Raw genomic sequence first — 21,527 nt, forward strand, 5'->3', positions numbered from 1 at the left:
CGCCTCGTCTTTTGCGTCGCATCATTGCCACCCGGAGCATGGCCGCTGGAAGAACGCTAAGCGCAAGGCAAGCGCCTGCCGGACGCATCTTGCGTCCGGCCCCGGGCGTCGCCCGCAGGGCGGCGCTGATCCAGTGCGCGCATTGCGTGCTCAATGTGAAAACGGCCAAACGGCGGATCAAGGCGTGAGGATGCCGGTCTCGGTAACGATCATGTCCAGCTTCTGATCGGTGGGTTCAAGCGGCAGATCCGTCGCTTCCTGTGCGGAAAATGCAAACCCTATCGCCAGTGTCGGGCGATGCGCTCGCAATCCCTCCAATGTCCGGTCGTAGAACCCTCCGCCATAGCCAAGACGGTCGCCCGTGCGCGTGAACGCGACCAAAGGAATGATCAGGATCTCCGGCACCATCAGACGTTCCGTTGCGGGCACCTGCGCCCCGAACGGCCCATCGACCAAATCACAATCCGGCTCCCACAAGCTGAACACCAACGACTGTCCCGCCCCGCGGATCACCGGCACGCCGACCGGACCATGCGCGCTGGCTTCGGCCATCGCTGCCAGAGGGTCGATCTCGGTCCGCATCGGCATGTAACCGGCCAAGGGAACGCCGCGATACCCGGCCAGCACCTCTGACAGGAACCCGGCCTGCCCCGGCGCGCGCATTTCGAACGCCTGTTTGCGGCGCGCAAAAGCGGCTTTGCGGGCCGCATCCTTTTGTTCCGCAAGTGTCATAGCAGCACCAGAACAGCGAGGCCCAGAAACGCAAGAAAGCCCACGACATCCGTCACGGTCGTAACGAATGCCCCCGAGGCCAGGGCAGGATCGACCCCCACGCGCTGAAGAATGACAGGGATCGCGGTTCCCGCAAGACCAGCGATCACAAGATTGATGACCATGGCCGCAGCAATCACATAACCAAGCTGCCAGGAACCGAACCAGACCAGCCCCACGATCCCCATGATCAGCGCAAAGATCAGCCCGTTGATCAGCCCGACCAGCACTTCACGTCGAAGCACCCGCCAGACGTTGGCCCCGGTCAGGTCCTTGGTTGCCAGAGCCCGCACCGCGACGGTCAGTGATTGCGTGCCCGCATTGCCCCCCATCGAGGCCACGATCGGCATCAGAACGGCCAGCGCCACAAGGCTTGCAATCGCGCCCTGGAACTGGGCAATCACCAGCGAGGCCAGCACCGCCGTCACCAGATTGACCCCCAGCCATGGCAGCCGCTGCCGCGTGGTTTCCAGCACCCTGTCCGACAGGCTCGATTCCTCGCCCACACCGGCCAGACGCAGGATGTCCTCTTCATGCTCTTCGTCCAGAACGGTCATCGCGTCGTCAATGGTGATCATACCGATCAGACGGCCCTCATCATCGACAACGGGTGCCGAAATCAGGTGATACTGGTTGAACGCATAGGCAACATCGCCCTCATCCTGCGTCACCGGAATGACCCGGAACATCTGCTCTGTCAGATCACGCAGGGGCACGTCGCGTCGTGACGCCATGATCTTGCCAAGCGTGACATTGCCAATCGGGTGCAATCGCGGATCGACGAGGATCACATGGTAGAATTGCTCTGGCAGATCGTCCTGAGCCCGCAGATGATCAATCGCTTCGCCCACCGTCCAATGCTCGGGTGCCATCACCACCTCGGTCTGCATCAGGCGACCGGCAGAGTATTCCGGATAGTTCAGCGACCGCTGCACCGCATCCCGGTCGGAATCCTCCAGCGCGTCCAGAATGGCGTCGTGCTGGGTCTCTTCGAGATCCTCCAGCAGATCGACCACATCGTCGCTGTCCATCTCGCGGACGGCATCGGCAAGCACATCCGGCTTGAGGATCGAGATCACTTCCTCGCGGATCACCTCATCCAGTTCGGACAGGATTTCGCCGTCGAATTCCTTGTCATAAAGCAGGATCAGACGGCGCCGGTCGAACGGATTGATCTGTTCAAGAAGGTCGGCAATATCTGCCGCATGTAGCGGCTCCAGCAATTCGACAAGCTGCTCGCGGTCCCCGACATCGACAGCATAAAGGATCGCCGCGATCGCCTTTTTCTCCAGCGAATAGGCCTGCTCGTCGGATTCTGTCTCGGGGATCAGGTCCTCGGTTTCTTCAGACATGCGCCCCCTCGGTTTCGTGTTGAACGGATGGTATCTGATTGACGTCGCGAACAACAGACATTGCAGAGATTTACCTTTGGAACAACGCATTTTACGGTGTTTCGTAAAAGGAACCGCACCATGACCGCAACGACCCTGCTGACCGGGCAGACCCTGACATTCAATGCCCGCCCCAGCCTGACCAGCCCTGAGGGCGCAGCGATTTACGACAGTGCGGGGGGCGTGCTGATCAGCGGCGGAAGGATCGTGGCGACCGGCTCTGCGTCAAAGCTGCGCGCCAATCACCCGAATGCCGAGGAAATCGCTTATGGCGATGCGCTGATCCTGCCGGGCTTCGTCGATGCGCATGCGCATTATCCGCAGACCGCGATGATCGCGAGCTGGGGCAAACGGCTGATTGACTGGCTCAACAGCTATACCTTTCCCGAAGAGATGCGTTTTGGCGATCCCGCCTATGCGTCAGAGATTGCCGGTCGCTACCTTGATCTGTTGCTGGCCCATGGCACCACGACGGTGTGCAGCTTTTGCACCGTGCATCCGCAAAGCGTCGATGCGTTCTTCGAGGCAGCGCAGGCCCGCGGCATGCGCGTTCTGGGCGGCAAGACATGCATGGATCGCAACGCGCCCGACGGTTTGGCGGACAGCCCGCAGCAGGCATATGACGAAAGCCGCGCCTTGCTGGACCGGTGGCACGGGGTGGACCGTCTGGGCTATGTCATCACGCCGCGCTTCTCGCCGACTTCCACGCCAGAGCAGCTTTCGGCACTGGGGGCATTGTGGTCAGAGAACCCCGATTGCCTGATGCAGACACATCTGAGTGAGCAGACCGACGAGATCGCCTGGGTGAAACACCTCTTCCCGCAGGCGCGCGATTACCTCGACACCTATGAAATGCACGGATTGCTGGGCGAAAACGGGCTTTATGGTCACGCGATCCATTTGGAACCGCGCGAACGCGACCGGCTGGCAGAGATGGGCGCAGCTTTGGTGCATTGTCCAACCTCCAACACGTTTATCGGCTCTGGCCTGTTCGACATGGGCGGTCTGGTCGAGCAGGATCACCGGGTCGGGCTGGCCACGGATACCGGCGGGGGGTCCGATTTTTCGATGCTCCGCACGATGTGCGCGGCCTATGAGGTGGCGCAATTGCGCGGCCAGCCATTGCATCCGGCATTTCTATTATGGCTGGCAACCGCCGGTTCGGCAGAAGCCCTGCGTCAGGGCGAGCATATTGGCGCGCTGGCACCGGGGATGGAGGCCGACATCTGCGTTCTGGATCTGAGTTCGACACAAGCAATCGCCCAGCGGTCATCCCGCGCCAACGATATTTGGGAGGCGGTCTTCCCCACGATCATGATGGGCGACGACCGCGCCATCCGTGATGTCTGGATCGGTGGAAACCGGGCTTTTCCACAAGGAGCGCGCTGAAGCGCGCAACCTGTCACACTGCCCTGCGGGCAGCGCCGGGGCGGCCGCAAAGCGGCCGCAACCGCAAACGTTTTCCAGGAGGGAAACTGCGGCGCTTGAAACAACTGACAGTTTCTTGGAGAGGTTTTCCTGACGACCCGACCGAACCAACCTCGCGCCCGATCACCGGCGGACCTCCAGGACCGGGGCTGTTCGCCCATGTTCTGGTCGGCAAGTATTGCGATCACCTCTCACTTTACCGCCGACCCGAGAATTATGCTGCCTACAAGGTCAATCTGCATCGGCCCACGCTGAGCGATTGGATGGGGCGAGCACTGCGCATCCCATCTCAGGGGACACAAAGGCGCAATCCACGCCGATGGCTTCACCGGGTTGAATGGCCTGTTCGGGGCAGATCGCGCCAGCGAGCAAGCCTGCATGGTCCATATGTGCCGCAGCAGCGCATCGATATGCGCTCGATCGTATCCCAAAGGCGCGGGCATATTTCGAAACCGGCTTTGTTGAACGGGACAACAAGATCTGCGAGCGCTCAGTCACACGGCGACTCTCGGGCGCAAGGAGTATCTGTTCATGCGATCAAAGAGCGGCGATGTCCTGTAGAAAATGGTGGGTGATAAGGGATTTGAACCCCTGACATCTTCGATGTGAACGAAGCGCTCTACCACTGAGCTAATCACCCGTCACGCCGCGTCTTAGCGTCAGTCTCCGGTCTGTGCAAGAGGATCCTTGCCACCGCTTCGCGTCGCATTGTTCTGGCGCAGATGAAGCGTCGAGATCTGGGCATTGCCGACCTGCTTGCTACGCTTGATCTTGATCTTGCCCATCGGTTGCAGGTTCACCTCGCGCCCGGCTTTCAGCGCCTCGCCCAGAACGGCGAGGGCTGCCTCGACCGCAGGTTTGGCATCGCGTTTCTTGACATCACAGCGTGCCACGACAAGTTCGATCAACTCTTTCTTGCGCAACTCCGATGCTGCGTCACCTATGGCCGATGCGCGCAGGTTCTCGGCCTCGACTGCGGCGATATCAGTCTGCGCCGAGGCCTGCGCCTTGGCCGCTGCGGGCTTTTTTGCGGTCGTTCTTGTGCCTGTCTTACGGGGGGAAACTGCCATTCTTCTTCTGTCTACCTTTACTGTACTGTGCCGAATTGATCGACACCTGCGTTTTGCAAAGAGCCTACACAGTTTACGGATGTCGATCCAGCATTCGCATGAGTTTCTGTCGTCAGAACACCTTTCCGCCTCATGCCAAAGCAAAATGGGCACGCCGAAGCATGCCCATTTCAGTTTTACTTGTGTTCGCCAGCGATCAGTGCGCGGTCGCCTGCGGGCCTTTCCCATCGACTGACAACGCAGCGGCGGCGGCCTCTTCTGCGGCCTCATCCCATTCAATCGGTTCCGGGCTGCGGATAAGCGCGCGTTCCAGCACCTCTGACACATGGCTGACCGGGATGATTTCCAACCCGCTTTTGACGTTATCGGGAAGCTCGACCAGATCCTTTTCGTTCTCGGCCGGAATGAGCACGGTCTTGACCCCGCCCCGCAACGCCGCCAGCAGCTTTTCCTTGAGCCCGCCGATCGGCATTGCGTTGCCGCGCAGCGACACCTCGCCCGTCATGGCAATATCCTTGCGCACCGGAATCCCGGTCAACACCGACACGATCGACGTGACCATTGCCAGACCGGCCGACGGACCGTCCTTGGGCGTGGCACCATCTGGGACGTGAACGTGGATGTCCCACTTTTCAAAACGAGGCGGTTTGACCCCGATTTGCGGACTGATCGACCGCACATAGCTGGATGCAGCGTCGATGGATTCCTTCATCACGTCGCCCAACGTGCCGGTGGTCTTCATCCGGCCTTTGCCCGGCAGGCGCAGTGCCTCGATATGCAGCAGATCACCCCCGACAGAGGTATAGGCAAGCCCCGTGACCACGCCGACCTGATGCTGTTCTTCCGTCAGTCCATAGCGGTGTTTCCGCACGCCAAGGAAATCATCAAGATTGTCCGATGAAACCTCAACCTTGTCGGTTTCGCGCTTCACGATCTTCGTCACGGACTTCCGCGCCAGCTTGGCCAGTTCCCGCTCCAGATTCCGCACACCGGCTTCGCGTGTGTAATAGCGAACGATGTCGGTGATCGCTTCGTCGGTCACCTCGAACTCGCCCTTTTTCAGGCCGTGGTTCTTGACCTGCTTGGACAGCAGATGCCGCTTGGCGATCTCCAGCTTTTCATCCTCGGTGTAGCCCGACAGCGGAATGATCTCCATCCGGTCAAGCAACGGTCCAGGCATGTTGTAGCTGTTGGACGTGGTGATGAACATCACGTTGCTGAGGTCATATTCCACCTCAAGATAGTGGTCCATGAAGGTAGAGTTCTGTTCCGGATCAAGCACTTCCAGCATCGCCGAGGCGGGGTCGCCACGGAAATCCTGGCCCATCTTGTCGATCTCGTCGAGCAGGATCAGCGGGTTTGTCGTCTTCGCCTTTTTCAGCGCCTGAATGATCTTGCCCGGCATGGAGCCGATATAGGTCCGGCGGTGGCCGCGGATCTCGGATTCGTCGCGCACGCCGCCAAGGCTGATGCGGATGAATTCGCGGCCCGTGGCGCGCGCAACCGACTTGCCCAAGCTGGTTTTACCGACGCCCGGAGGGCCGACAAGGCACATGATCGGGCCTTTCAGCTTTTTCGAGCGTTGCTGCACCGCAAGGTATTCGACGATGCGTTCCTTGACCTTGTCGAGACTGTAGTGATCGTCATCCAGCACCTTCTGTGCCCGACCCAGATCTTTCTTGACGCGGGATTTCACGCCCCACGGGATCGACAGCATCCAGTCCAGATAGTTGCGCACCACCGTTGCCTCTGCGGACATCGGCGACATGTTCTTCAGCTTCTTGATCTCGGCATCGGCCTTTTCGCGCGCCTCTTTGGACAGCTTGGTCTTGGCGACCCGCTCTTCCAGTTCGGCAACTTCGTTCTGGCCGTCCTCGCCATCGCCAAGTTCCTTCTGAATGGCCTTCATCTGCTCATTCAGATAATACTCGCGCTGGGTCCGCTCCATCTGGCTTTTGACGCGGGTCTTGATCTTCTTCTCGACCTGAAGGACAGACATTTCGCCCTGCATCAGGCCGTAGACCTTCTCCAGCCGCTCGCTGACGGACAGCGTTTCCAAAAGCTCCTGCTTTTGTTCGACCTCGATGCCCAGATGACCGGCCACAAGATCGGCCAGTTTGGCAGGCTCGGTCGTATCAGAGACCGCGCTCAGCGCTTCTTCGGGGATGTTCTTCTTGACCTTGGCATAGCGTTCGAACTCATCACCAACGGTGCGCAGCAGCGCGGAAATCGCGGCCGTGTCACCCGGGATCTCGGTCAGATACTCTGCCGAAGCCTCGAAAAAATCGTCATTATCGACATAGTCGGTGATCCGTACCCGCGCCTGACCTTCGACCAGCACCTTGACGGTGCCATCGGGAAGTTTCAGCAATTGCAAGACGTTGGCAAGCACACCTGCACGGAAAATGCCGTCACTGTCGGGATCATCGACGGCGGGGTCAATCTGGCTGGACAGCAGGATCTGCTTGTCATCGGCCATCACCTCTTCCAAGGCCCGGACAGATTTCTCACGTCCGACAAACAGCGGCACGATCATATGCGGGAAAACCACGATGTCGCGCAGCGGCAGCACTGGATAGGATGCGTTGAGGGGCTGTTGCATGCTCATTCCTTATTATTGGCAAGACGGTCTGGCCCCGAATTTCGGCAGCGCTGCCCGTCTCCTGTCTGGTCTCAAGATTTGGGGCGTACTGCCCCCGTTTTCAACCGTCTCCACGTTTTCACGCCAGAATGACCGTGTGACACGGGGACCGCAACCACGCAATTGTGGGTAAAGCACAAAAACCGGCAACCTGCGCAGCCGATGACGGCGCTACCCTTCGAAGATCTCTGTAGGGTTCTCGCAGTAGCGGCTAGAGCTTTTCGATATCGCCCATCTCGCGCTGGCGGTGGAAATCGGCCTCCCAATCGGCAAACCTGCCTTGGGCAATGGCTTCCCGCATGCCTTGCATGATTTCTTGGTAGTAATGCAGATTGTGCCAGGTCAGAAGCATGCCTGAAATCATCTCCTGCGCCCGGAAAACGTGATGTAGATAGGCGCGTGAATAGCCTTGGCAGGTCGGGCAAGAGCAATCTTCATCCAAGGGGCGCGGATCGTCGGCATGGCGCGCATTCTTGATGTTCACCTGCCCGCGACGTGTCCAGGCCTGCCCGGTGCGCCCGGACCGCGACGGCAGCACGCAATCCATCATGTCGATGCCGCGCTTGACCGCACCTACAATGTCATCGGGCTTGCCCACGCCCATCAGGTAGCGCGGCTTGTCAGCGGGCAGCATCGCGGGTGCATAATCCAGCACGCCGAACATCGCCTCCTGCCCCTCGCCCACGGCCAGCCCGCCGACCGCGTAGCCGTCAAATCCGATGGCGGTCAGCGCTTCGGCGCTCTCGGCGCGCAAATCTTCCGTCACGCCCCCCTGCATGATGCCGAACAGCGCATGCCCCGGCCGGTCGCCAAACGCATCGCGGGACCGCTGCGCCCACCGCATCGACAGGCGCATGCTTTCGGCCACGCGCGTATCATCGGCAGGCAGGGCGGGACATTCATCGAAACACATCACGATGTCGGACCCCAGAAGCTTCTGGATCTCCATCGAGCGTTCCGGCGTCAGCTCGTGCTTGGATCCGTCGATATGGCTGCGAAATGTCACGCCCTTCTCGGTCAGCTTGCGCAGTTCGGCCAGGCTCATCACCTGAAAGCCACCCGAATCCGTCAGGATCGGCCGGTCCCAATTCATGAACTTGTGCAGCCCGCCAAGGCGCGCAATCCGTTCCGCACCGGGCCGCAACATCAAATGATATGTGTTGCCCAGCAGGATGTCAGCGCCGGTCGCGCGCACAGAGTCCGGCATCATCGCCTTGACCGTGGCCGCGGTGCCCACGGGCATGAAAGCCGGTGTCCGAATGTCCCCCCGAGGGCTCGAGATCACACCCGTCCGGGCCGCGCCGTCCGTGGCAGTGAGAGAGAAGGAAAATCGCGTCATACGTCCTCCTTTGCAGCAAGCGACGCAGCTTGCCAAGCCCCCAGCGTCGGGGCGCATTGTCTTGCGGGAAGCCGCTTGGCTTGATAGGTGCGGAAACTCACGCTTCACGCGGAGGACAATCGTCATGACGGAAACACTGACCTTCGGCTGGGAAGAATGGGTCGCCCTGCCCGACCTCGGATTGCCAGCGCTGAAAGCAAAGGTCGATACCGGCGCGCGGACTTCGGCCTTGCATGCATTCGATATAGAAACCTTTGGCCCGGCAACGCGCCCCAAAGTGCGTTTTACCATCCATCCGATTCCGGGACGCGATGATCTGATCATCCCCTGCTCCGCCACGATTATCGACCGCCGCGACGTCACCTCGTCAAATGGCGAGGCCGAACCACGCTATGTCATCTCGACGCCGATGACCGTCGGCGATGAAAGCTGGAACATCGAAATCACGCTGACCAATCGCGCCAATATGGTCAGCCGGATGTTGCTGGGCCGGCAAGCGCTGAAAGACCATATCCAGATCGTCGCAACCGATCGGTTCTGCCAACCGGAACTCAGCTATGACGTGTATCATTCCACCAAGGTTCGCAAATCCGCGCCCAACCGTGCGCTGCGCATCGCCGTTCTCAGCCGCGAGAACAATTACTCCACCCGCCGCCTTGTTGAAGAAGGCGAAAAGCGTGGACATTCGGTAGAGGTCATCGACACCACGCGCTGCTACATGGCAATCAACCAGTTGGCTCCCGAAGTGCATTACGACGGCAAACGCCTGCCCCGCTATGATGCGGTCATCCCGCGCATCGGCGCGTCGATCACGCCCTATGGCACGGCCGTGATCCGACAATTCGAAACCATCGGCACCTATTGCGTGAACGGCTCGGCAGGCATCACCGCGAGCCGCGACAAACTTCATGCGCACCAAGTGCTTTCCTCGCAAAAGATCGGGATGCCGACAACCGCCTTCGCAGCCAGCCCCAAGGACACGTCCAACCTGATCGGACTGGTCGGACAGGCCCCGCTGATCGTCAAACTGCTCGAATCCACACAGGGCAAAGGCGTCGTCCTGGCGGAAACCAAAAAGGCCGCCGAATCCGTCATCGACGCATTTCGCGGCCTGCGCGCAAATTTCCTGGTGCAACAATTCGTGAAGGAATCCGCAGGCGAAGACATCCGTTGTCTGGTGATCGCGGGCAAGGTCGTGGCCTCGATGAAACGCACCGGCGCCGAAGGCGATTTTCGTTCCAACCTGCATCGCGGCGGCAGCGCCACATCTGTACGCATCACCAAAGAGGAACGCGACACCGCCCTGCGTGCCGCCCGTGCCTTCAACCTTGGCTTGGCCGGCGTCGATCTTCTGCGCTCTGACACCGGACCAAAGGTACTGGAGGTCAATTCCTCTCCCGGCCTGGAAGGCATTGAAAAGGCCTCGAACAAGAACATTACCGGTCTGCTCTATGACAGCATCGAGGCCCGCGCCCGCCCCGCCCCGGTACGGCGCAGAAAGCTACCTGCCAAATCCAGTCAACCGCCTGCGACCTGACCTTTCACCTCCCCTCCCTGCCAATTCTCATTGGCAAAAATACTCCGGGGAGTGTGAGGGGCTGGCCGCTCACTCCTGAACGCGCCACATCCACCGCCGCCCGATCAGCACGGCAACGTCGTCCCCAAACGCCCTGATCCCCTATCCACTGTCCAAAATGCCGCGCGGCATCTTTCCATCCGCCCCTTTACCCGGCACCTCCCATTTCCTATATGTTTGGTCAGGAAAGCACAGGACAGCCCAAATGAATGACGCGCAACCGCCCATGGAGGGTACGCCGCTGATCGAGCCATCCAGCACAGACCATCCGCTATATGACAGCGTGGTGGAAGCGTGCCGCTCGGTCTATGACCCTGAAATCCCAGTAAATATCTACGACCTCGGGCTAGTCTACACGATTGATATCAGCCCCGAAAACGAGGTCCGCGTGATAATGACTCTCACCGCACCCGGTTGCCCGGTGGCGGGCGAGATGCCGGGATGGATCGCAGACGCGGTCGAACCCCTGCAAGGGGTGAAACAGGTCGATGTGGATCTGACATGGGAGCCGCCCTGGGGAATGGACATGATGTCCGACGAAGCAAGGCTGGAACTGGGCTTCATGTAAGCAAGCGCGCCGCGCAACACACTGACAGGCATCAACAAACCCTCGTTGTCTATAGCGTATCCAGCGGCGTCAATCGCGGCCAATGAAAACCGGCCGCCCCCGCCAGATGTCAACGTTTCGCTTGAGCAGTGCCGCGGATCTCTTGAGAAATTCGACACCGGGACCTATCTTGAGGTCAAGGCAAGGAGATATATCGAAATGTTCGGCATTCCCGGAAAGTCCCCGATCAGCATGACCCCCAATGCCATTCGCCAGATCACCCGGTTGATGGACAAGGAAGGGCGCGCTGGTTTGCGCATCGGCGTCAAGAAGGGCGGCTGCGCCGGCATGGAATACACCATGGACTATGTCGATCAGGCCGATCCCAATGACGAGGTCGTCACCCAGGACGGGGCCTGCGTCATGATCGCGCCGATGGCCCAGATGTTTCTGTTCGGCACCGAGATCGATTACGAGACCTCGCTGCTTGAATCCGGGTTCCGCTTCAACAACCCCAATGTCGCCGATGCCTGCGGCTGTGGTGAATCCATCAAATTCAAGGATGTCGAAGACCTGGATCCTGACGCGATCACCACGACGCGCTAGGGGATTTTCCAGCGCCGCCAACGCGATATTCCCGCTCTGATCGCCTGCCCTTCTGTCCCTAGAAGCCGCTTGCCCTTGACGGCCCGTCTTACGCCGCCATGATATGCGCAAATCGCATGAAGGGACTGAGATGAGACGCAAACTTGCCGCCGGAAACTGGAAGATGAACGGTACTGCCGCCGCTCTGGAAGAGTTGGCGGCGATCGCCAATGGCCCCGAGGCCACCGGCTGCGATGTGCTGATCTGTCCCCCTTCGACGCTGTTGTCCCGCGCCGCCGGTGCAGTTCAGGGTAAAGCCGTCGCCATCGGTGGTCAGGATTGCCATGCCGAGGCCACAGGCGCGCATACCGGCGACATTTCCGCAGCCATGCTGGCGGATGCGGGGGCGAGCCATGTCATCCTCGGTCACTCCGAACGGCGTCAGGACCACGACGAACATGACGACGCCATCCGCGCCAAGGCCCGTGCCGCGTTTGACTCGGATTTGATTGCGGTGATCTGCGTCGGTGAAAGCCTTGCAGAGCGCGAGGCGTCAAACACGCTAGACATCATTGGCGGGCAGCTTTCAGGCTCTGTCCCCGACAGCGCCACCGGGCATAATCTGGTCATCGCATATGAGCCGATATGGGCCATTGGCACCGGCAAGGTTCCGACAACCGACCAGATCGGCGAGGTGCATGATTTCATCCGCACGCGTCTGGAACGCCGCTTTGGCGCGGGCGTCGGGCGATCGGTGCGCATCCTCTATGGCGGGTCGGTCAAGGCCTCGAATGCCGAAGAGATCTTTGCGGTGTCCAATGTCGATGGCGCGCTTGTGGGCGGGGCCAGCCTGAAGGCGTCTGATTTCCTGCCGATCATCGCCGCACTGGACGCGAGCGCGCCATAGATCATCAATTCTCACGCAAAACTTGCCGCGCGCCCCTCGGGCCGCGCGGCAAGTTTCGTCCGATCAGGGGATCAGGACCGAAGGCAACCAGGTGGCCAAGGCTGGAATGTAGCTGACAGCCAGCAGCACCAGAATGTTGGTCGCAAGGAATGGCAGGATCGCCACCACAACCGGTGCCAGAGGCAGGCGCGCGATGCCCGCGCAGACGAACAGACAAACGCCCACAGGCGGCGTTGTCAGACCGATCATCAGGTTCAACACTGCAAAGGTGGCAAAGTGCAACGGGTCGATACCCACGGCCTGCGCCAGCGACAGAAGCGGCACGAACAGGATGATCAGCGCGGCAATCGTTTCCATGAACATGCCGACGAACAACAGCAACAGGTTGATGATCAGGATCACCATGAATTTGTTGCCTGTCAGAGACAGGACGCCTTCGGCAATTGCCTGCGGGATATGTTCCGACACCAGAATCCAGCCGAACACATTGGCAAATCCGACCAGCGCAAGGATACCCGCGGCCGAAACCGCACTGTCCACCACAATGCCCGGCAGCTTGGACACTTTCAGTTCGCGGTAGATGAAGGCCCCGACCATGAACGCATAGACCGAGGCAACGACAGCGGTTTCCGTCGGTGTGGCAAGGCCCGACAGCAGCCCGTAGATGATCAGGAAGGTCATTGCCAGCGCCCAGAATGCCCCGCCGAAAGACCGGACGACCTCGCCGGCACCCTGCCACGGCTGGCGCGGGAAATCCCGGCGCGCCGAGATCACAAAGCATGTCACCATCATCGCCAGCCCCATCAGAATGCCCGGCACCGCACCCGCAAGGAACATCTTGCCGACCGAGATGCCAGACAATGCGCCAACGATGATCATCGGGACAGAGGGCGGAATGATCGGCCCGACAGTAGATGAGGCTGCGGTGACTGCGGCAGCAAAATCAGCGGGATAGCCCGCTTTCTTCATCCCCGGAATCATCACGCCACCGATAGAGGCCGCATCGGCCACAGCCGTTCCAGTGATCCCGCCAAACAGCATAGACGCCGCGATATTTGTCAGGCCCAGCCCGCCCCTGATCCAGCCAACCAGCGAATTGGCAAAACGGATGATGCGCTCTGTTATGCCACCCTGATTCATCAGGTTGCCCGCAAGGATGAAGCCCGGAATGGACAGCAGCACAAAGACATCCATGCCCGCATACATCTTTTGCGGCATGACGACGGGCGGGATACCGGCCAGCAGCAGATAGGCCAGCGACGAGATACCAAGCGTGATCGCGACCGGAACGCCGGTGACAAGGCCGCCGACGAAGACCAGAAACAAAACCGTGACATCCATTGCTCAGTCCTCTTCGGGCTTGCGGGGTTTGCCATCTTCGGTGCCGGTCAGCATTCCGACGACGCGCAGGCTTGCAAACAGGGCCAGCAGCGCCAGCATCAGCCAGACCGTGAAATGGACGTAGTGCATTTTGATCCCCAGCGCCGGGGCGGTCTGCATCTTTCCGATGGAGACGTATTTCCAGGCATGCGGTAGAAGGTAGATCGCCAGCCCAGCGGTCACGATGCCCGCGAAGAGGCGCAGCAACCAAGGTACGCGACCCGGCAGCGACTCGCAGATGACATCGACATTCACCAGATCACCGGTGCGAAAAGAAAGCCCCGCACCAAATGCCACCGAGAACAGCAGCGCGTAACGCGTCAGTTCCTCGGTCCAGACCGGAGAACTGCCGATGAACCGCCCCACCACCTGTATCAGCACCGCGCCGATCAGCACCGAGAAGGAAATTCCCGCCCCGATCCGGGCAAGCTGCACAAGGACGTCGATCAGTCTTTCTGCGCGTTTCACCATGAGCCCCCTGGACTGAAAGGACAGCGCCGCCCGTCCGGGGCGACGCCGCTTGATCTGGATGTAACCTGTCGCTTATTCAGCGAACAGGCCTTCGACGATCGGCTTGATCTCGTCGCTGACATTGGCCAGCACCGCATCCTTCGCTTTTGCCTGGAAGGCGGCACCGTCAACCTCTACGAATGTCATGCCGTTTTCCTCAAGATAGGCACGGTCGGCGGCGATGCTTTCGTTGAACAGTTCCCGCTCATAGGCTTGCGCGCGCGAGGCGGCCTCCATCACGGCGCCTTGATCTTCTTCGGACAGGCTCGCCCAAGTGCTTTCCGCGATGGTCAGGTAAATCCACGAACGGACATGCTCTGTCATGTTGACGTGGCTCTGCACTTCGTTAAAGCTGGCCGACCGGATCAGTGCCAGCGGGTTCTCCTGCGCCTCGATGGTGCCGTTCTGAAGCGAGGTGAACACTTCGGAGAACGCCATCGGGCCGGGGTTCGCGCCAAGCGCCTTCCAGACGTCGATGAACAGCGGCACGTTCGGCACGCGCATTTTCAGGCCGTTCAGATCATCCGGCGAAGTGATCGGCCGGTTGGAGGTCAGATTGCGCGGCCCACGCGCGAAATGCGTGATCGGGCGGATCTGGACCTTCTCGATGATCTGCGCCTTGATTTGGTCGCCAATCTCGCCACTGGCGACTTCATCCATATGCTCCAGCGACTTGTAGGCATAGGGAACCGCAAGCAGGGCTGCCATCGGTGCCCAGTTTTGCAGGGATTCGCCTGTGATGGTCATGTCGACCGTGCCAAGCTGCATGCCGTTGATCAGGTCGATTTCCTTGCCCAGGCTTTCATTCGGGAAAACCTCTACGGCAATGCGCCCGTCTGTCAGGGCAGACAATTCTTCCCCGAACTTGACCGACGCCATGTGCCAGGGGTTATCTTCATTGGCCAGGTGGCCCAGCTTCAGCGTGATGTCCTGCGCAAAGGCAGGCGCTGTCAGCAAGGCCGCCACGGTTACGGCAACGGCTGGAAGTTTCCAATTGAACGTCATGTATCCACTCCTCATAGGATAGGTGCATTGACCGGTTGGGGAAGTTCCCCCGCCGGCAGGTCGAAAAACTCCGGATGCGCGGCAACAATCTGGGTAAGGTCGAAAAGAACCTCGCGCAAGTGGGTGCGGATCGCCGCATTGGCACCGCTTCGGTCACCGTCCACGATGCAGTCGACGATGGCTTCGTGCTGACCGATCAGCTTGGCCACGGGGAATTGCGACAAGGAAAGATACCGCACACGGTCCATCTGTGATTTCAGCCCCTCTACTTGCTTCCACGCCCCGCCCTTGCCCGCGGCAGCGGCGAGCGTGAAATGAAAGCGTTCATCCAAATGGATGAAATCGCTTGAATCTTTCGGGTCCAAGGCGCGCTGTTCATCAAGCTGTTTGCGCAGATCCGACACCAGGCCCGCATCCGGCGACTGCGCCAGTATGCTGACAATATCGGCCTCTATCGCTTCGCGCAGAAATCGCGCGTCCAGAACGGCCGAATAGGCGATCTTGTTGACGATCGTGCCGCGCTGTGGACGCACGGCCAGAAGCCCCTGCTCTGCCAGCTTGATAAAGGCCTCGCGGACCGGTTGGCGACTGACCTGATGAAGTGCGGCAATTTCGGATTCGGAAATTCGGTTTCCCGGGGTCAGATCATTGCGAATGATACGGTCGCGCAGGATACGGTAGATCTGTGGCGTGATTGGCAGGGTCGGGTCCAACGCCCCTATACCTGTGACAGATGCCGTCATGATTCTACCTCCACGCATTGAATAACATACTTCCATACTTCCATACTAGGCATGAAACGCAGGGTCTGTTATCACTCAATCAACGCACGACTCGGGAGGATGCAATGAAACAAACCTGGCGCTGGTTCGGACCACGAGACCTCGTATCCATAGATGACGTCGCACAGGCGGGCGCGACCGGTATTGTCACCGCCCTGCACCACGTCCCGACGGGGGATGTGTGGTCCAAGGAAGAGATTGCCGAACGTCAACGCGTGATCGCGCAGATGAAAGACGGACGCCCCTCGGGTCTGGCATGGGATGTGGTCGAAAGCCTGCCGGTCAGCGAGGATATCAAGAAGCAGACCGGCAACTGGCGCACGCATATTGCCAATTACCGCGAAAGTCTTGGCAATCTTGCCGATGCCGGGATCGAGGTGATCTGTTACAATTTCATGCCGATACTGGATTGGACTCGCACGGATCTTGCCTGGCACCTGCCCAACGGTGCCACTTGCATGCGGTTCGACCTGACCGACTTTGCCGCCTTTGATCTGCATATCCTCGAACGTCCCGGCGCGTCCGAAGGCTATGACGAGGCGCTCAAGGACGCCGCCGGCAAACGCTTTGCCGAGATGGACGACGCCCATCGTTCGCAATTGCTGCGCAACCTTGTGTTCGGCCTTCCCGGCGCGGCCGAGAATTTTTCGCTGGAGGATGTGCGCAGGCATCTGGCCGAATATGCCGCGATCGGCGCGGATCAGTTGCGCGCGCATCTTGTGACCTTCCTCGAAGAGGTCGTGCCCACGGCCGAGAAGCTGGGCCTGCGGATGTGCTGCCATCCGGACGATCCGCCCGTGCCTCTTCTGGGTCTGCCGCGCATCATGTCGACAGAGGCCGACTACAAGGCGGTGATGGATGCGGTCGACACGCCCGCCAACGGCATCACCTTGTGTTCCGGTTCCCTTGGCGCGCGGCCAGACAATGACCTGCCGGGCATGATGGAACGGCTTGGCGACCGGGTGCATTTTCTGCATCTGCGCAACGTCAAGCGTGAGTCGGACGACATTTTCGGGTCGTTCTACGAGGCCGAGCATCTGGGCGGCGATACCGATATGGTCGCGCTGGTAGAGGCTGTCTTGCGTGAAGAGGCGCGCCGAAAGGCTGCTGGCCGTGCCGACTGGTCGCTTCCGTTCCGACCGGATCATGGGCAGGATATTCTGGATGATCTGGGGCGCAGTGCGCAGCCGGGCTATCCTTCTATCGGACGCTTGAAGGGCCTTGCCGAATTGCGCGGAATAATCGCGGCGCTTTCGCCACGCATCACGGCAGAGACATGACACGCTGCGCCTGACTGGGCTGGCTCTGGCGAAGGGCACCACCCCCTTCGCCTTTTTCAAGCGTTGAACGCCGGATCACCTAGCGCAGGTGCAGGTTGACGCGGCGATTCTGGCGGCCCTTGTTTTCGATCTTGCCCAAGCGGATATGACCGATTTCTCCGGTCCGGGCGACATGCGTACCGCCGCAGGGTTGCAGGTCAATCTGGTCGCTACCCTCGCCAATGCGAACAAGGCGGATGACGCCCGCACCGCGCGGTGGCTGCACCGACATGGTTTTGACCAGACCGGGATTGGCATCCAACTCTTCCTCGGTGATCCAATCTTCGGTGACGCGCAAATCACGCTCCACAAGCGCGTTAAGCGCGTTTTCAAGGGCATCGCGATCCTCTGGTGCTTCTGGCATGTTGAAATCCAGACGCCCGCGATCTGCACTGACCTGGCCACCGGTCACAGGCAGAGGGATGACAACCGACAAAAGATGCAATGCCGTGTGCATGCGCATGTGGCGGTGACGGCGTTCCCAGTCGAGCCGCTGCATGACATGTGACCCAACGGGCGGCAGCATGACCGGCTCCGCCGCGACCAGAACACTGCCGCCACCCTCAGCCTTGACCGCCGTGGCAATCGGGATCTCGGACCTGCCCCAGACCAGCGCACCGCTGTCGCCCGGCTGCCCGCCGCCGGTCGGATAGAACAGCGGGTTATGCACGATAAGGCCGCCCTCGGGTGTGTGGCCGGTCACGATACCGGGTGCATCCCGCCGATAAGGCTCTGTCAGATAAAGCGCTTCAGTCATGTGTCGCCGCCTCCGTCTCCGTCGCCGTCGCTTGACGCCTGATCGGGTTCGCGTGGGATCGGATTATGAACAGGGTCCGACTGGTCCTTGTTGTCGTCGTCACGGACGTGCTCTGCGTCGGATTGCGGCGCGCCCTTGCCCTGCATCAGCGTTTCGGGGTTGCGCAGCCAAACGTCGCGCTGTGCGAATGGAATTTCGAAACCCTCCTTCGCAAAAGCCTCGACGATCTGGTGGTTCATCTCTGTTTGCACGCCCATAATTTCGTTGACATCCGAGAGAATCGCGCGGATCTCGAAATCCATTGAATCGGAACCGAAACCCTTGAACAGCACATAAGGTGCCGGGGTCAGCATCACCAACGGATGGAACCGGGCGATCCGCAAGAGAACTTCTTCGACCTTGCGGGTATCTGTCCCATAGGCCACGCCCACGGGAACGATGATCCGTCCCAAGGCATTTCCGCGCGTATAGTTCGACACCCGCCCAGACACGAAATCGGCGTTGGGAATGATCACGTCATAGCGGTCGAATGTCTCGATCCGGGTGGACCGGACAGAGATGCTGCGGACCGTGCCATGCGTGCCGCCGACCTCGATCCAGTCGCCTTCGGAAATCGGCCTCTCGATCAGCAGGATGATGCCGGACACAAAGTTCGAAACGATGTTCTGAAGGCCGAAACCGATCCCGACGGACAGCGCACCGGCAACAATGGCCAGGGAAGACAGATCCAGCCCCGTGGCCGTCACCGCAATCAGCGCGGCCAGGAAAATCCCCAGATAGCCAACCCCCGAGATGATGGCATTCTGCCCGCCGATATCCAGCTTGGTCTTTGGCAGGACCGATCCGCGCAAACCGCCCTGCAACAGCCGCGTCGCGGCATACCCGATGACGAAAACGATGGCAAAGGTCAGGAAGTCGGTTGGCGCGATGCGGGTATCGCCAAAGGTGAACCCCTCGCGAAACCGCGCCCAAAGCTCTGTCAGGTCAGCGACGCGCGCGCCCCAGATCAACGCCAGTACCGGCAGGGATGCCAGCGTCAGCACAAAGGCCCCCAGAACCGGCAGTAGCCCGTCGCCGTCCTCGTCGCCGCGCCCGGTAATCAGCGCGTAAAGATCAAAGACAAAGCGTTGCAAAATCAGCAGCACACCCAGCAGAACAAATGTTTTCACCGTCGGGAAAATCATCGCTTCACCGGCATTGGCATAGCCAATCGCTGACATGACCGGGCCAATCACGGCCAGCACCATGGCGACCTGGCCAAGAAGGCGGACCATGCGAATCCGGAACGCCGGCTCCGTCGTGTCGGGATTGTCACGTTCCTGGGTGACGCCGACCTGGCGCAAAATGAGACCCAGACGGAACAGCATGATGCCCGTCAATACGATGATCGGTAGCTTCAGCACCGCAATTGTGGCGATGCTGTACTCCTCGGCGGCGGCGACCTTGACGATCACATCTTGCGCCACCAGCAACACGCCCAGAATGCCGACATCGATGCGGGCCTCGGTGCGACGGTAGCGATCAAGCGGCAGGGATCCGACATCGTCCATGCGCGAGAACGTCTGGTCGCCCAGCCACCACACGCCAAGGATCGTCATCGCCCAGCCGGGAACGGCCGACAGCAGCAGCGCGCCGTGTTCACCCAGCATCCCGGTTGCAAAAATCGCCAGCGTCAGTGCAATGATGCCCACCATCGGCACGATGATCTGACCAAGCGAGACCAGAAAGCTCCAGACGCCGGTGCCTTTGCGGGTCAATTTGCGCAGGCGTTTCACCGCACCGCCAATCCAGACCCGGCCACGCAGCATCAGCAACAGGCCCAGCGCGAGCAGAAACAGCACCAAAGGCAGTTGCGCCTTCGCCTGGCTGCGTTTTTCGTCTGACGCCCAGTTTTCCTCGACCTCGACGATCAGCTCATTCACCGTGCCCAGCAGCGACTCGATCGCGGCGGGCCAGAGCGTCGGGTTGATGGGGGATGGGCCCAGTTCCAGCAACGCCGCGGCCTGTCTTTCACGAATGATCGTGTCGATTTCCGCGATGATGGCGTCGGCGCGGCTATAGGCCTCTTCGGCGCGGCGAAGGGGCGCGCGCAACTCTTCCATCTGCTCGTTCAGGGCGGACCGCCTGTCGGCCAGTTCCGCCGGCTCCTCGGTGCCCTCCTCGGGTTTTGGGCCAAGCGCGTCGATCTGCCCCTGAAGGGTGTCTATGCGCGGGGTGCTGACATTGCTGGCCGCAAGAAACTGCTCTCGCCACTTGGCAATACCGGCGCGCAGGGCTTCAAGCTCTGTCTCCGTGGCATTGCCGGCCTCGACCACGGTTTCGGCGGATGTTGCCTGCTTCGACCAGGTGTCGTAATCAACGGGGTCCTGGGCAAATACCTGAACCGCCAGCATGAATACCAGCACCAGCGGCAGCAGGGCCGCTTTGAAAAAGGCCAACGGGTTGGGCATCAGACCTCCTGGAAAACGCCGGGAATGGATGCGGGGGCACGATCCATCCAGCCGGGCACGGGCAGGCCCTTGTCCTTCAGGAAATCGGGGTTGAACAGTTTCGACTGATAACGTGTGCCATAATCGCACAACACCGTGACGATCGTATGACCCGGCCCCATTTCGCGTGCCATACGCACCGCGCCCGCCACGTTGATACCGGACGACCCACCAAGGCACAGGCCCTCTTCTTCAAGCAAGTCGAACACGACGGGAAGCGCCTCGTCATCGGGGATCTGGTAGTTGAAATCCGGGGTGAACCCTTCGAGATTGGCGGTGATCCGCCCCTGCCCGATGCCTTCGGTGATCGAGCCACCCTCGGCCGCATGTTCGCCGGTGGTATAATAGTTGAACAGGGTGGCACCCATCGGATCGGCAAGGCCGATTTTCACGCCCTTTGGTTGCAGCGCCATTGCCACGCCCGCCAGCGTCCCACCAGAGCCTACCGCGCAGATGAACCCGTCAACCTTGCCGCCGGTCTGGTCCCAGATCTCCGGGCCGGTTCCTTCGATATGGGCTTGGCGGTTGGCGGTGTTGTCAAACTGGTTGGCCCAGATCACGCCCTTTTCCGATGTCGCCGCCAATTCTTCGGCCAGACGGCCGGAATAGCGAACGTAGTTATTGGGGTTGCGATACGGCGCTGCGGGCACCTGCACCAGCTCCGCCCCAGCCAGCCGGATCATATCCTTCTTTTCCTGGCTCTGCGTCTCGGGGATGACGATAATCGTTCGGAATCCCATCGACGCGCCAACCAGCGCCAGGCCGATCCCGGTATTGCCCGCTGTGCCTTCGACAATCGTGCCACCGGGTTTCAGAAGGCCCTTTTCCACCGCGTCACGGATGATGAACAGCGCCGCACGGTCCTTGACCGATTGGCCGGGGTTCATGAACTCTGCCTTGCCAAGGATCTCGCAGCCCGTCGCCTCGCTGGCGCGGCGCAGCCGGATCAGTGGCGTGTTGCCGATCGCTTCGGCCAGATCACCTGCAATGCGCATGCGGCGCCTCCTTTGTCATCGTCTGTTCTGTCAGC

At 60.4% G+C, this 21,527-nt stretch carries 19 protein-coding genes, 1 tRNA gene and 1 pseudogene; 8 read left to right on the plus strand and 13 right to left on the minus strand.

What is annotated here, in order from left to right:
- Positions 1-177: 177 nt before the first annotated feature.
- The gene (locus tag DMZ65_RS02775; protein WP_116597342.1) at positions 178-732 is read right to left on the minus strand and encodes a 5-formyltetrahydrofolate cyclo-ligase; all 555 of its coding nucleotides are present in this window, start codon (positions 730-732) and stop codon (positions 178-180) included.
- Positions 729-2,123, minus strand: a complete 1,395-nt coding sequence (mgtE, locus tag DMZ65_RS02780) for a magnesium transporter (RefSeq protein WP_116597343.1) — start codon at positions 2,121-2,123, stop codon at positions 729-731. Before mgtE ends, DMZ65_RS02775 begins: the two co-directional genes overlap by 4 nt.
- A 120-nt stretch (positions 2,124-2,243) precedes the next feature.
- On the opposite strand from mgtE, the gene guaD reads away from it, so the two are divergent.
- The 3 genes and pseudogenes from guaD (at position 2,244) to DMZ65_RS20075 (ending at position 4,055) form a co-directional block, all read left to right on the plus strand.
- On the plus strand, positions 2,244-3,551 hold the full coding sequence (gene guaD, locus DMZ65_RS02785) for a guanine deaminase (RefSeq protein ID WP_116597344.1): 1,308 nt from the start codon (positions 2,244-2,246) through the stop codon (positions 3,549-3,551).
- Positions 3,552-3,646: 95 nt separating this feature from the next.
- Positions 3,647-3,845: pseudogene (locus DMZ65_RS20175) on the plus strand (IS66 family transposase); the annotation flags it as partial.
- 54 nt (positions 3,846-3,899) lie between these two features.
- Positions 3,900-4,055: a hypothetical protein gene (locus DMZ65_RS20075; RefSeq protein WP_332871561.1), complete on the plus strand. Its 156-nt coding sequence runs from the start codon at positions 3,900-3,902 to the stop codon at positions 4,053-4,055.
- A 100-nt stretch (positions 4,056-4,155) separates the two neighbouring features.
- On the opposite strand, the gene DMZ65_RS02795 is transcribed toward DMZ65_RS20075, so the two are convergent.
- The 4 genes from DMZ65_RS02795 to tgt form a co-directional block, all read right to left on the minus strand.
- Positions 4,156-4,230, minus strand: a tRNA-Val gene (locus DMZ65_RS02795).
- A 19-nt stretch (positions 4,231-4,249) separates the two neighbouring features.
- The gene (locus DMZ65_RS02800; RefSeq protein WP_116597346.1) at positions 4,250-4,660 is read right to left on the minus strand and encodes an HU family DNA-binding protein; all 411 of its coding nucleotides are present in this window, start codon (positions 4,658-4,660) and stop codon (positions 4,250-4,252) included.
- A 196-nt stretch (positions 4,661-4,856) separates the two neighbouring features.
- A complete protein-coding gene (gene lon, locus DMZ65_RS02805; RefSeq protein ID WP_084352734.1) occupies positions 4,857-7,262 on the minus strand; it encodes an endopeptidase La in 2,406 nt (801 codons plus the stop codon).
- A 250-nt stretch (positions 7,263-7,512) separates the two neighbouring features.
- The gene (gene tgt / locus DMZ65_RS02810) at positions 7,513-8,640 is read right to left on the minus strand and encodes a tRNA guanosine(34) transglycosylase Tgt (RefSeq protein ID WP_116597347.1); all 1,128 of its coding nucleotides are present in this window, start codon (positions 8,638-8,640) and stop codon (positions 7,513-7,515) included.
- 124 nt (positions 8,641-8,764) lie between these two features.
- Between tgt and rimK the strand changes: the two genes are divergently transcribed.
- From rimK to tpiA, 4 genes are all read left to right on the plus strand, one after another.
- Complete coding sequence (gene rimK / locus DMZ65_RS02815) at positions 8,765-10,177, plus strand: 30S ribosomal protein S6--L-glutamate ligase (protein WP_116597348.1); 1,413 nt, start codon at positions 8,765-8,767, stop codon at positions 10,175-10,177.
- A gap of 244 nt (positions 10,178-10,421) precedes the next feature.
- Positions 10,422-10,784 (plus strand): SUF system Fe-S cluster assembly protein, encoded by a 363-nt coding sequence (locus DMZ65_RS02820; protein WP_116597349.1) that lies wholly within the window; start codon positions 10,422-10,424, stop codon positions 10,782-10,784.
- Between the two features lie 198 nt (positions 10,785-10,982).
- Positions 10,983-11,369, plus strand: a complete 387-nt coding sequence (locus DMZ65_RS02825) for a HesB/IscA family protein (protein ID WP_116597350.1) — start codon at positions 10,983-10,985, stop codon at positions 11,367-11,369.
- A 130-nt stretch (positions 11,370-11,499) separates the two neighbouring features.
- Positions 11,500-12,255: a triose-phosphate isomerase gene (tpiA, locus tag DMZ65_RS02830; RefSeq protein ID WP_116597589.1), complete on the plus strand. Its 756-nt coding sequence runs from the start codon at positions 11,500-11,502 to the stop codon at positions 12,253-12,255.
- A gap of 63 nt (positions 12,256-12,318) precedes the next feature.
- On the opposite strand, the gene DMZ65_RS02835 is transcribed toward tpiA, so the two are convergent.
- The 4 genes from DMZ65_RS02835 to DMZ65_RS02850 all read right to left on the minus strand — a co-directional run bounded on the left by DMZ65_RS02835 (position 12,319) and on the right by DMZ65_RS02850 (position 15,893).
- On the minus strand, positions 12,319-13,596 hold the full coding sequence (locus DMZ65_RS02835; protein ID WP_116597351.1) for a TRAP transporter large permease: 1,278 nt from the start codon (positions 13,594-13,596) through the stop codon (positions 12,319-12,321).
- Positions 13,597-13,599: 3 nt separating this feature from the next.
- Positions 13,600-14,103 (minus strand): TRAP transporter small permease, encoded by a 504-nt coding sequence (locus DMZ65_RS02840; RefSeq protein ID WP_116597590.1) that lies wholly within the window; start codon positions 14,101-14,103, stop codon positions 13,600-13,602.
- A 75-nt stretch (positions 14,104-14,178) separates the two neighbouring features.
- On the minus strand, positions 14,179-15,150 hold the full coding sequence (locus DMZ65_RS02845; RefSeq protein ID WP_116597352.1) for a TRAP transporter substrate-binding protein: 972 nt from the start codon (positions 15,148-15,150) through the stop codon (positions 14,179-14,181).
- An 11-nt stretch (positions 15,151-15,161) separates the two neighbouring features.
- A complete protein-coding gene (locus DMZ65_RS02850) occupies positions 15,162-15,893 on the minus strand; it encodes a GntR family transcriptional regulator (protein ID WP_116597353.1) in 732 nt (243 codons plus the stop codon).
- Between the two features lie 104 nt (positions 15,894-15,997).
- Between DMZ65_RS02850 and uxuA the strand changes: the two genes are divergently transcribed.
- Positions 15,998-17,212, plus strand: a complete 1,215-nt coding sequence (gene uxuA, locus DMZ65_RS02855; protein WP_116597354.1) for a mannonate dehydratase — start codon at positions 15,998-16,000, stop codon at positions 17,210-17,212.
- A gap of 79 nt (positions 17,213-17,291) precedes the next feature.
- On the opposite strand, the gene DMZ65_RS02860 is transcribed toward uxuA, so the two are convergent.
- Genes DMZ65_RS02860 through DMZ65_RS02870 form a run of 3 tightly spaced genes read right to left on the minus strand, consistent with a single transcriptional unit; the run spans position 17,292 to position 21,492 of the window.
- Complete coding sequence (locus DMZ65_RS02860) at positions 17,292-18,008, minus strand: alanyl-tRNA editing protein (RefSeq protein ID WP_116597355.1); 717 nt, start codon at positions 18,006-18,008, stop codon at positions 17,292-17,294.
- The gene (locus tag DMZ65_RS02865; protein WP_116597356.1) at positions 18,005-20,458 is read right to left on the minus strand and encodes a DUF3772 domain-containing protein; all 2,454 of its coding nucleotides are present in this window, start codon (positions 20,456-20,458) and stop codon (positions 18,005-18,007) included. Before DMZ65_RS02865 ends, DMZ65_RS02860 begins: the two co-directional genes overlap by 4 nt.
- Positions 20,458-21,492, minus strand: coding sequence for a cysteine synthase A (locus DMZ65_RS02870; protein ID WP_116597357.1), 1,035 nt, complete (start codon positions 21,490-21,492; stop codon positions 20,458-20,460). The genes DMZ65_RS02865 and DMZ65_RS02870 overlap by 1 nt, the downstream gene beginning before the upstream one ends.
- Positions 21,493-21,527: the final 35 nt, after the last annotated feature.

The organism is Primorskyibacter marinus (genome assembly GCF_003313245.1).
In the GTDB taxonomy this organism is placed as follows: Bacteria; Pseudomonadota; Alphaproteobacteria; order Rhodobacterales; family Rhodobacteraceae; genus Primorskyibacter; species Primorskyibacter marinus.

Coding starts and splice junctions, on each gene's coding strand:
- DMZ65_RS02820 (WP_116597349.1), top strand. CDS start 10,422: ATGAATGACGCGCAACCGCCCATGGAGGGTACGCCGCTGATCGAGCCA.
- DMZ65_RS02845 (WP_116597352.1), bottom strand. CDS start 15,150: ATGACGTTCAATTGGAAACTTCCAGCCGTTGCCGTAACCGTGGCGGCC.
- DMZ65_RS02860 (WP_116597355.1), bottom strand. CDS start 18,008: ATGACTGAAGCGCTTTATCTGACAGAGCCTTATCGGCGGGATGCACCC.
- DMZ65_RS02800 (WP_116597346.1), bottom strand. CDS start 4,660: ATGGCAGTTTCCCCCCGTAAGACAGGCACAAGAACGACCGCAAAAAAG.
- tgt (WP_116597347.1), bottom strand. CDS start 8,640: ATGACGCGATTTTCCTTCTCTCTCACTGCCACGGACGGCGCGGCCCGG.
- mgtE (WP_116597343.1), bottom strand. CDS start 2,123: ATGTCTGAAGAAACCGAGGACCTGATCCCCGAGACAGAATCCGACGAG.
- DMZ65_RS02825 (WP_116597350.1), top strand. CDS start 10,983: ATGTTCGGCATTCCCGGAAAGTCCCCGATCAGCATGACCCCCAATGCC.
- DMZ65_RS02870 (WP_116597357.1), bottom strand. CDS start 21,492: ATGCGCATTGCAGGTGATCTGGCCGAAGCGATCGGCAACACGCCACTG.
- uxuA (WP_116597354.1), top strand. CDS start 15,998: ATGAAACAAACCTGGCGCTGGTTCGGACCACGAGACCTCGTATCCATA.
- DMZ65_RS02835 (WP_116597351.1), bottom strand. CDS start 13,596: ATGGATGTCACGGTTTTGTTTCTGGTCTTCGTCGGCGGCCTTGTCACC.
- lon (WP_084352734.1), bottom strand. CDS start 7,262: ATGCAACAGCCCCTCAACGCATCCTATCCAGTGCTGCCGCTGCGCGAC.
- DMZ65_RS02850 (WP_116597353.1), bottom strand. CDS start 15,893: ATGACGGCATCTGTCACAGGTATAGGGGCGTTGGACCCGACCCTGCCA.
- DMZ65_RS02865 (WP_116597356.1), bottom strand. CDS start 20,458: ATGCCCAACCCGTTGGCCTTTTTCAAAGCGGCCCTGCTGCCGCTGGTG.
- DMZ65_RS02775 (WP_116597342.1), bottom strand. CDS start 732: ATGACACTTGCGGAACAAAAGGATGCGGCCCGCAAAGCCGCTTTTGCG.
- guaD (WP_116597344.1), top strand. CDS start 2,244: ATGACCGCAACGACCCTGCTGACCGGGCAGACCCTGACATTCAATGCC.
- tpiA (WP_116597589.1), top strand. CDS start 11,500: ATGAGACGCAAACTTGCCGCCGGAAACTGGAAGATGAACGGTACTGCC.
- rimK (WP_116597348.1), top strand. CDS start 8,765: ATGACGGAAACACTGACCTTCGGCTGGGAAGAATGGGTCGCCCTGCCC.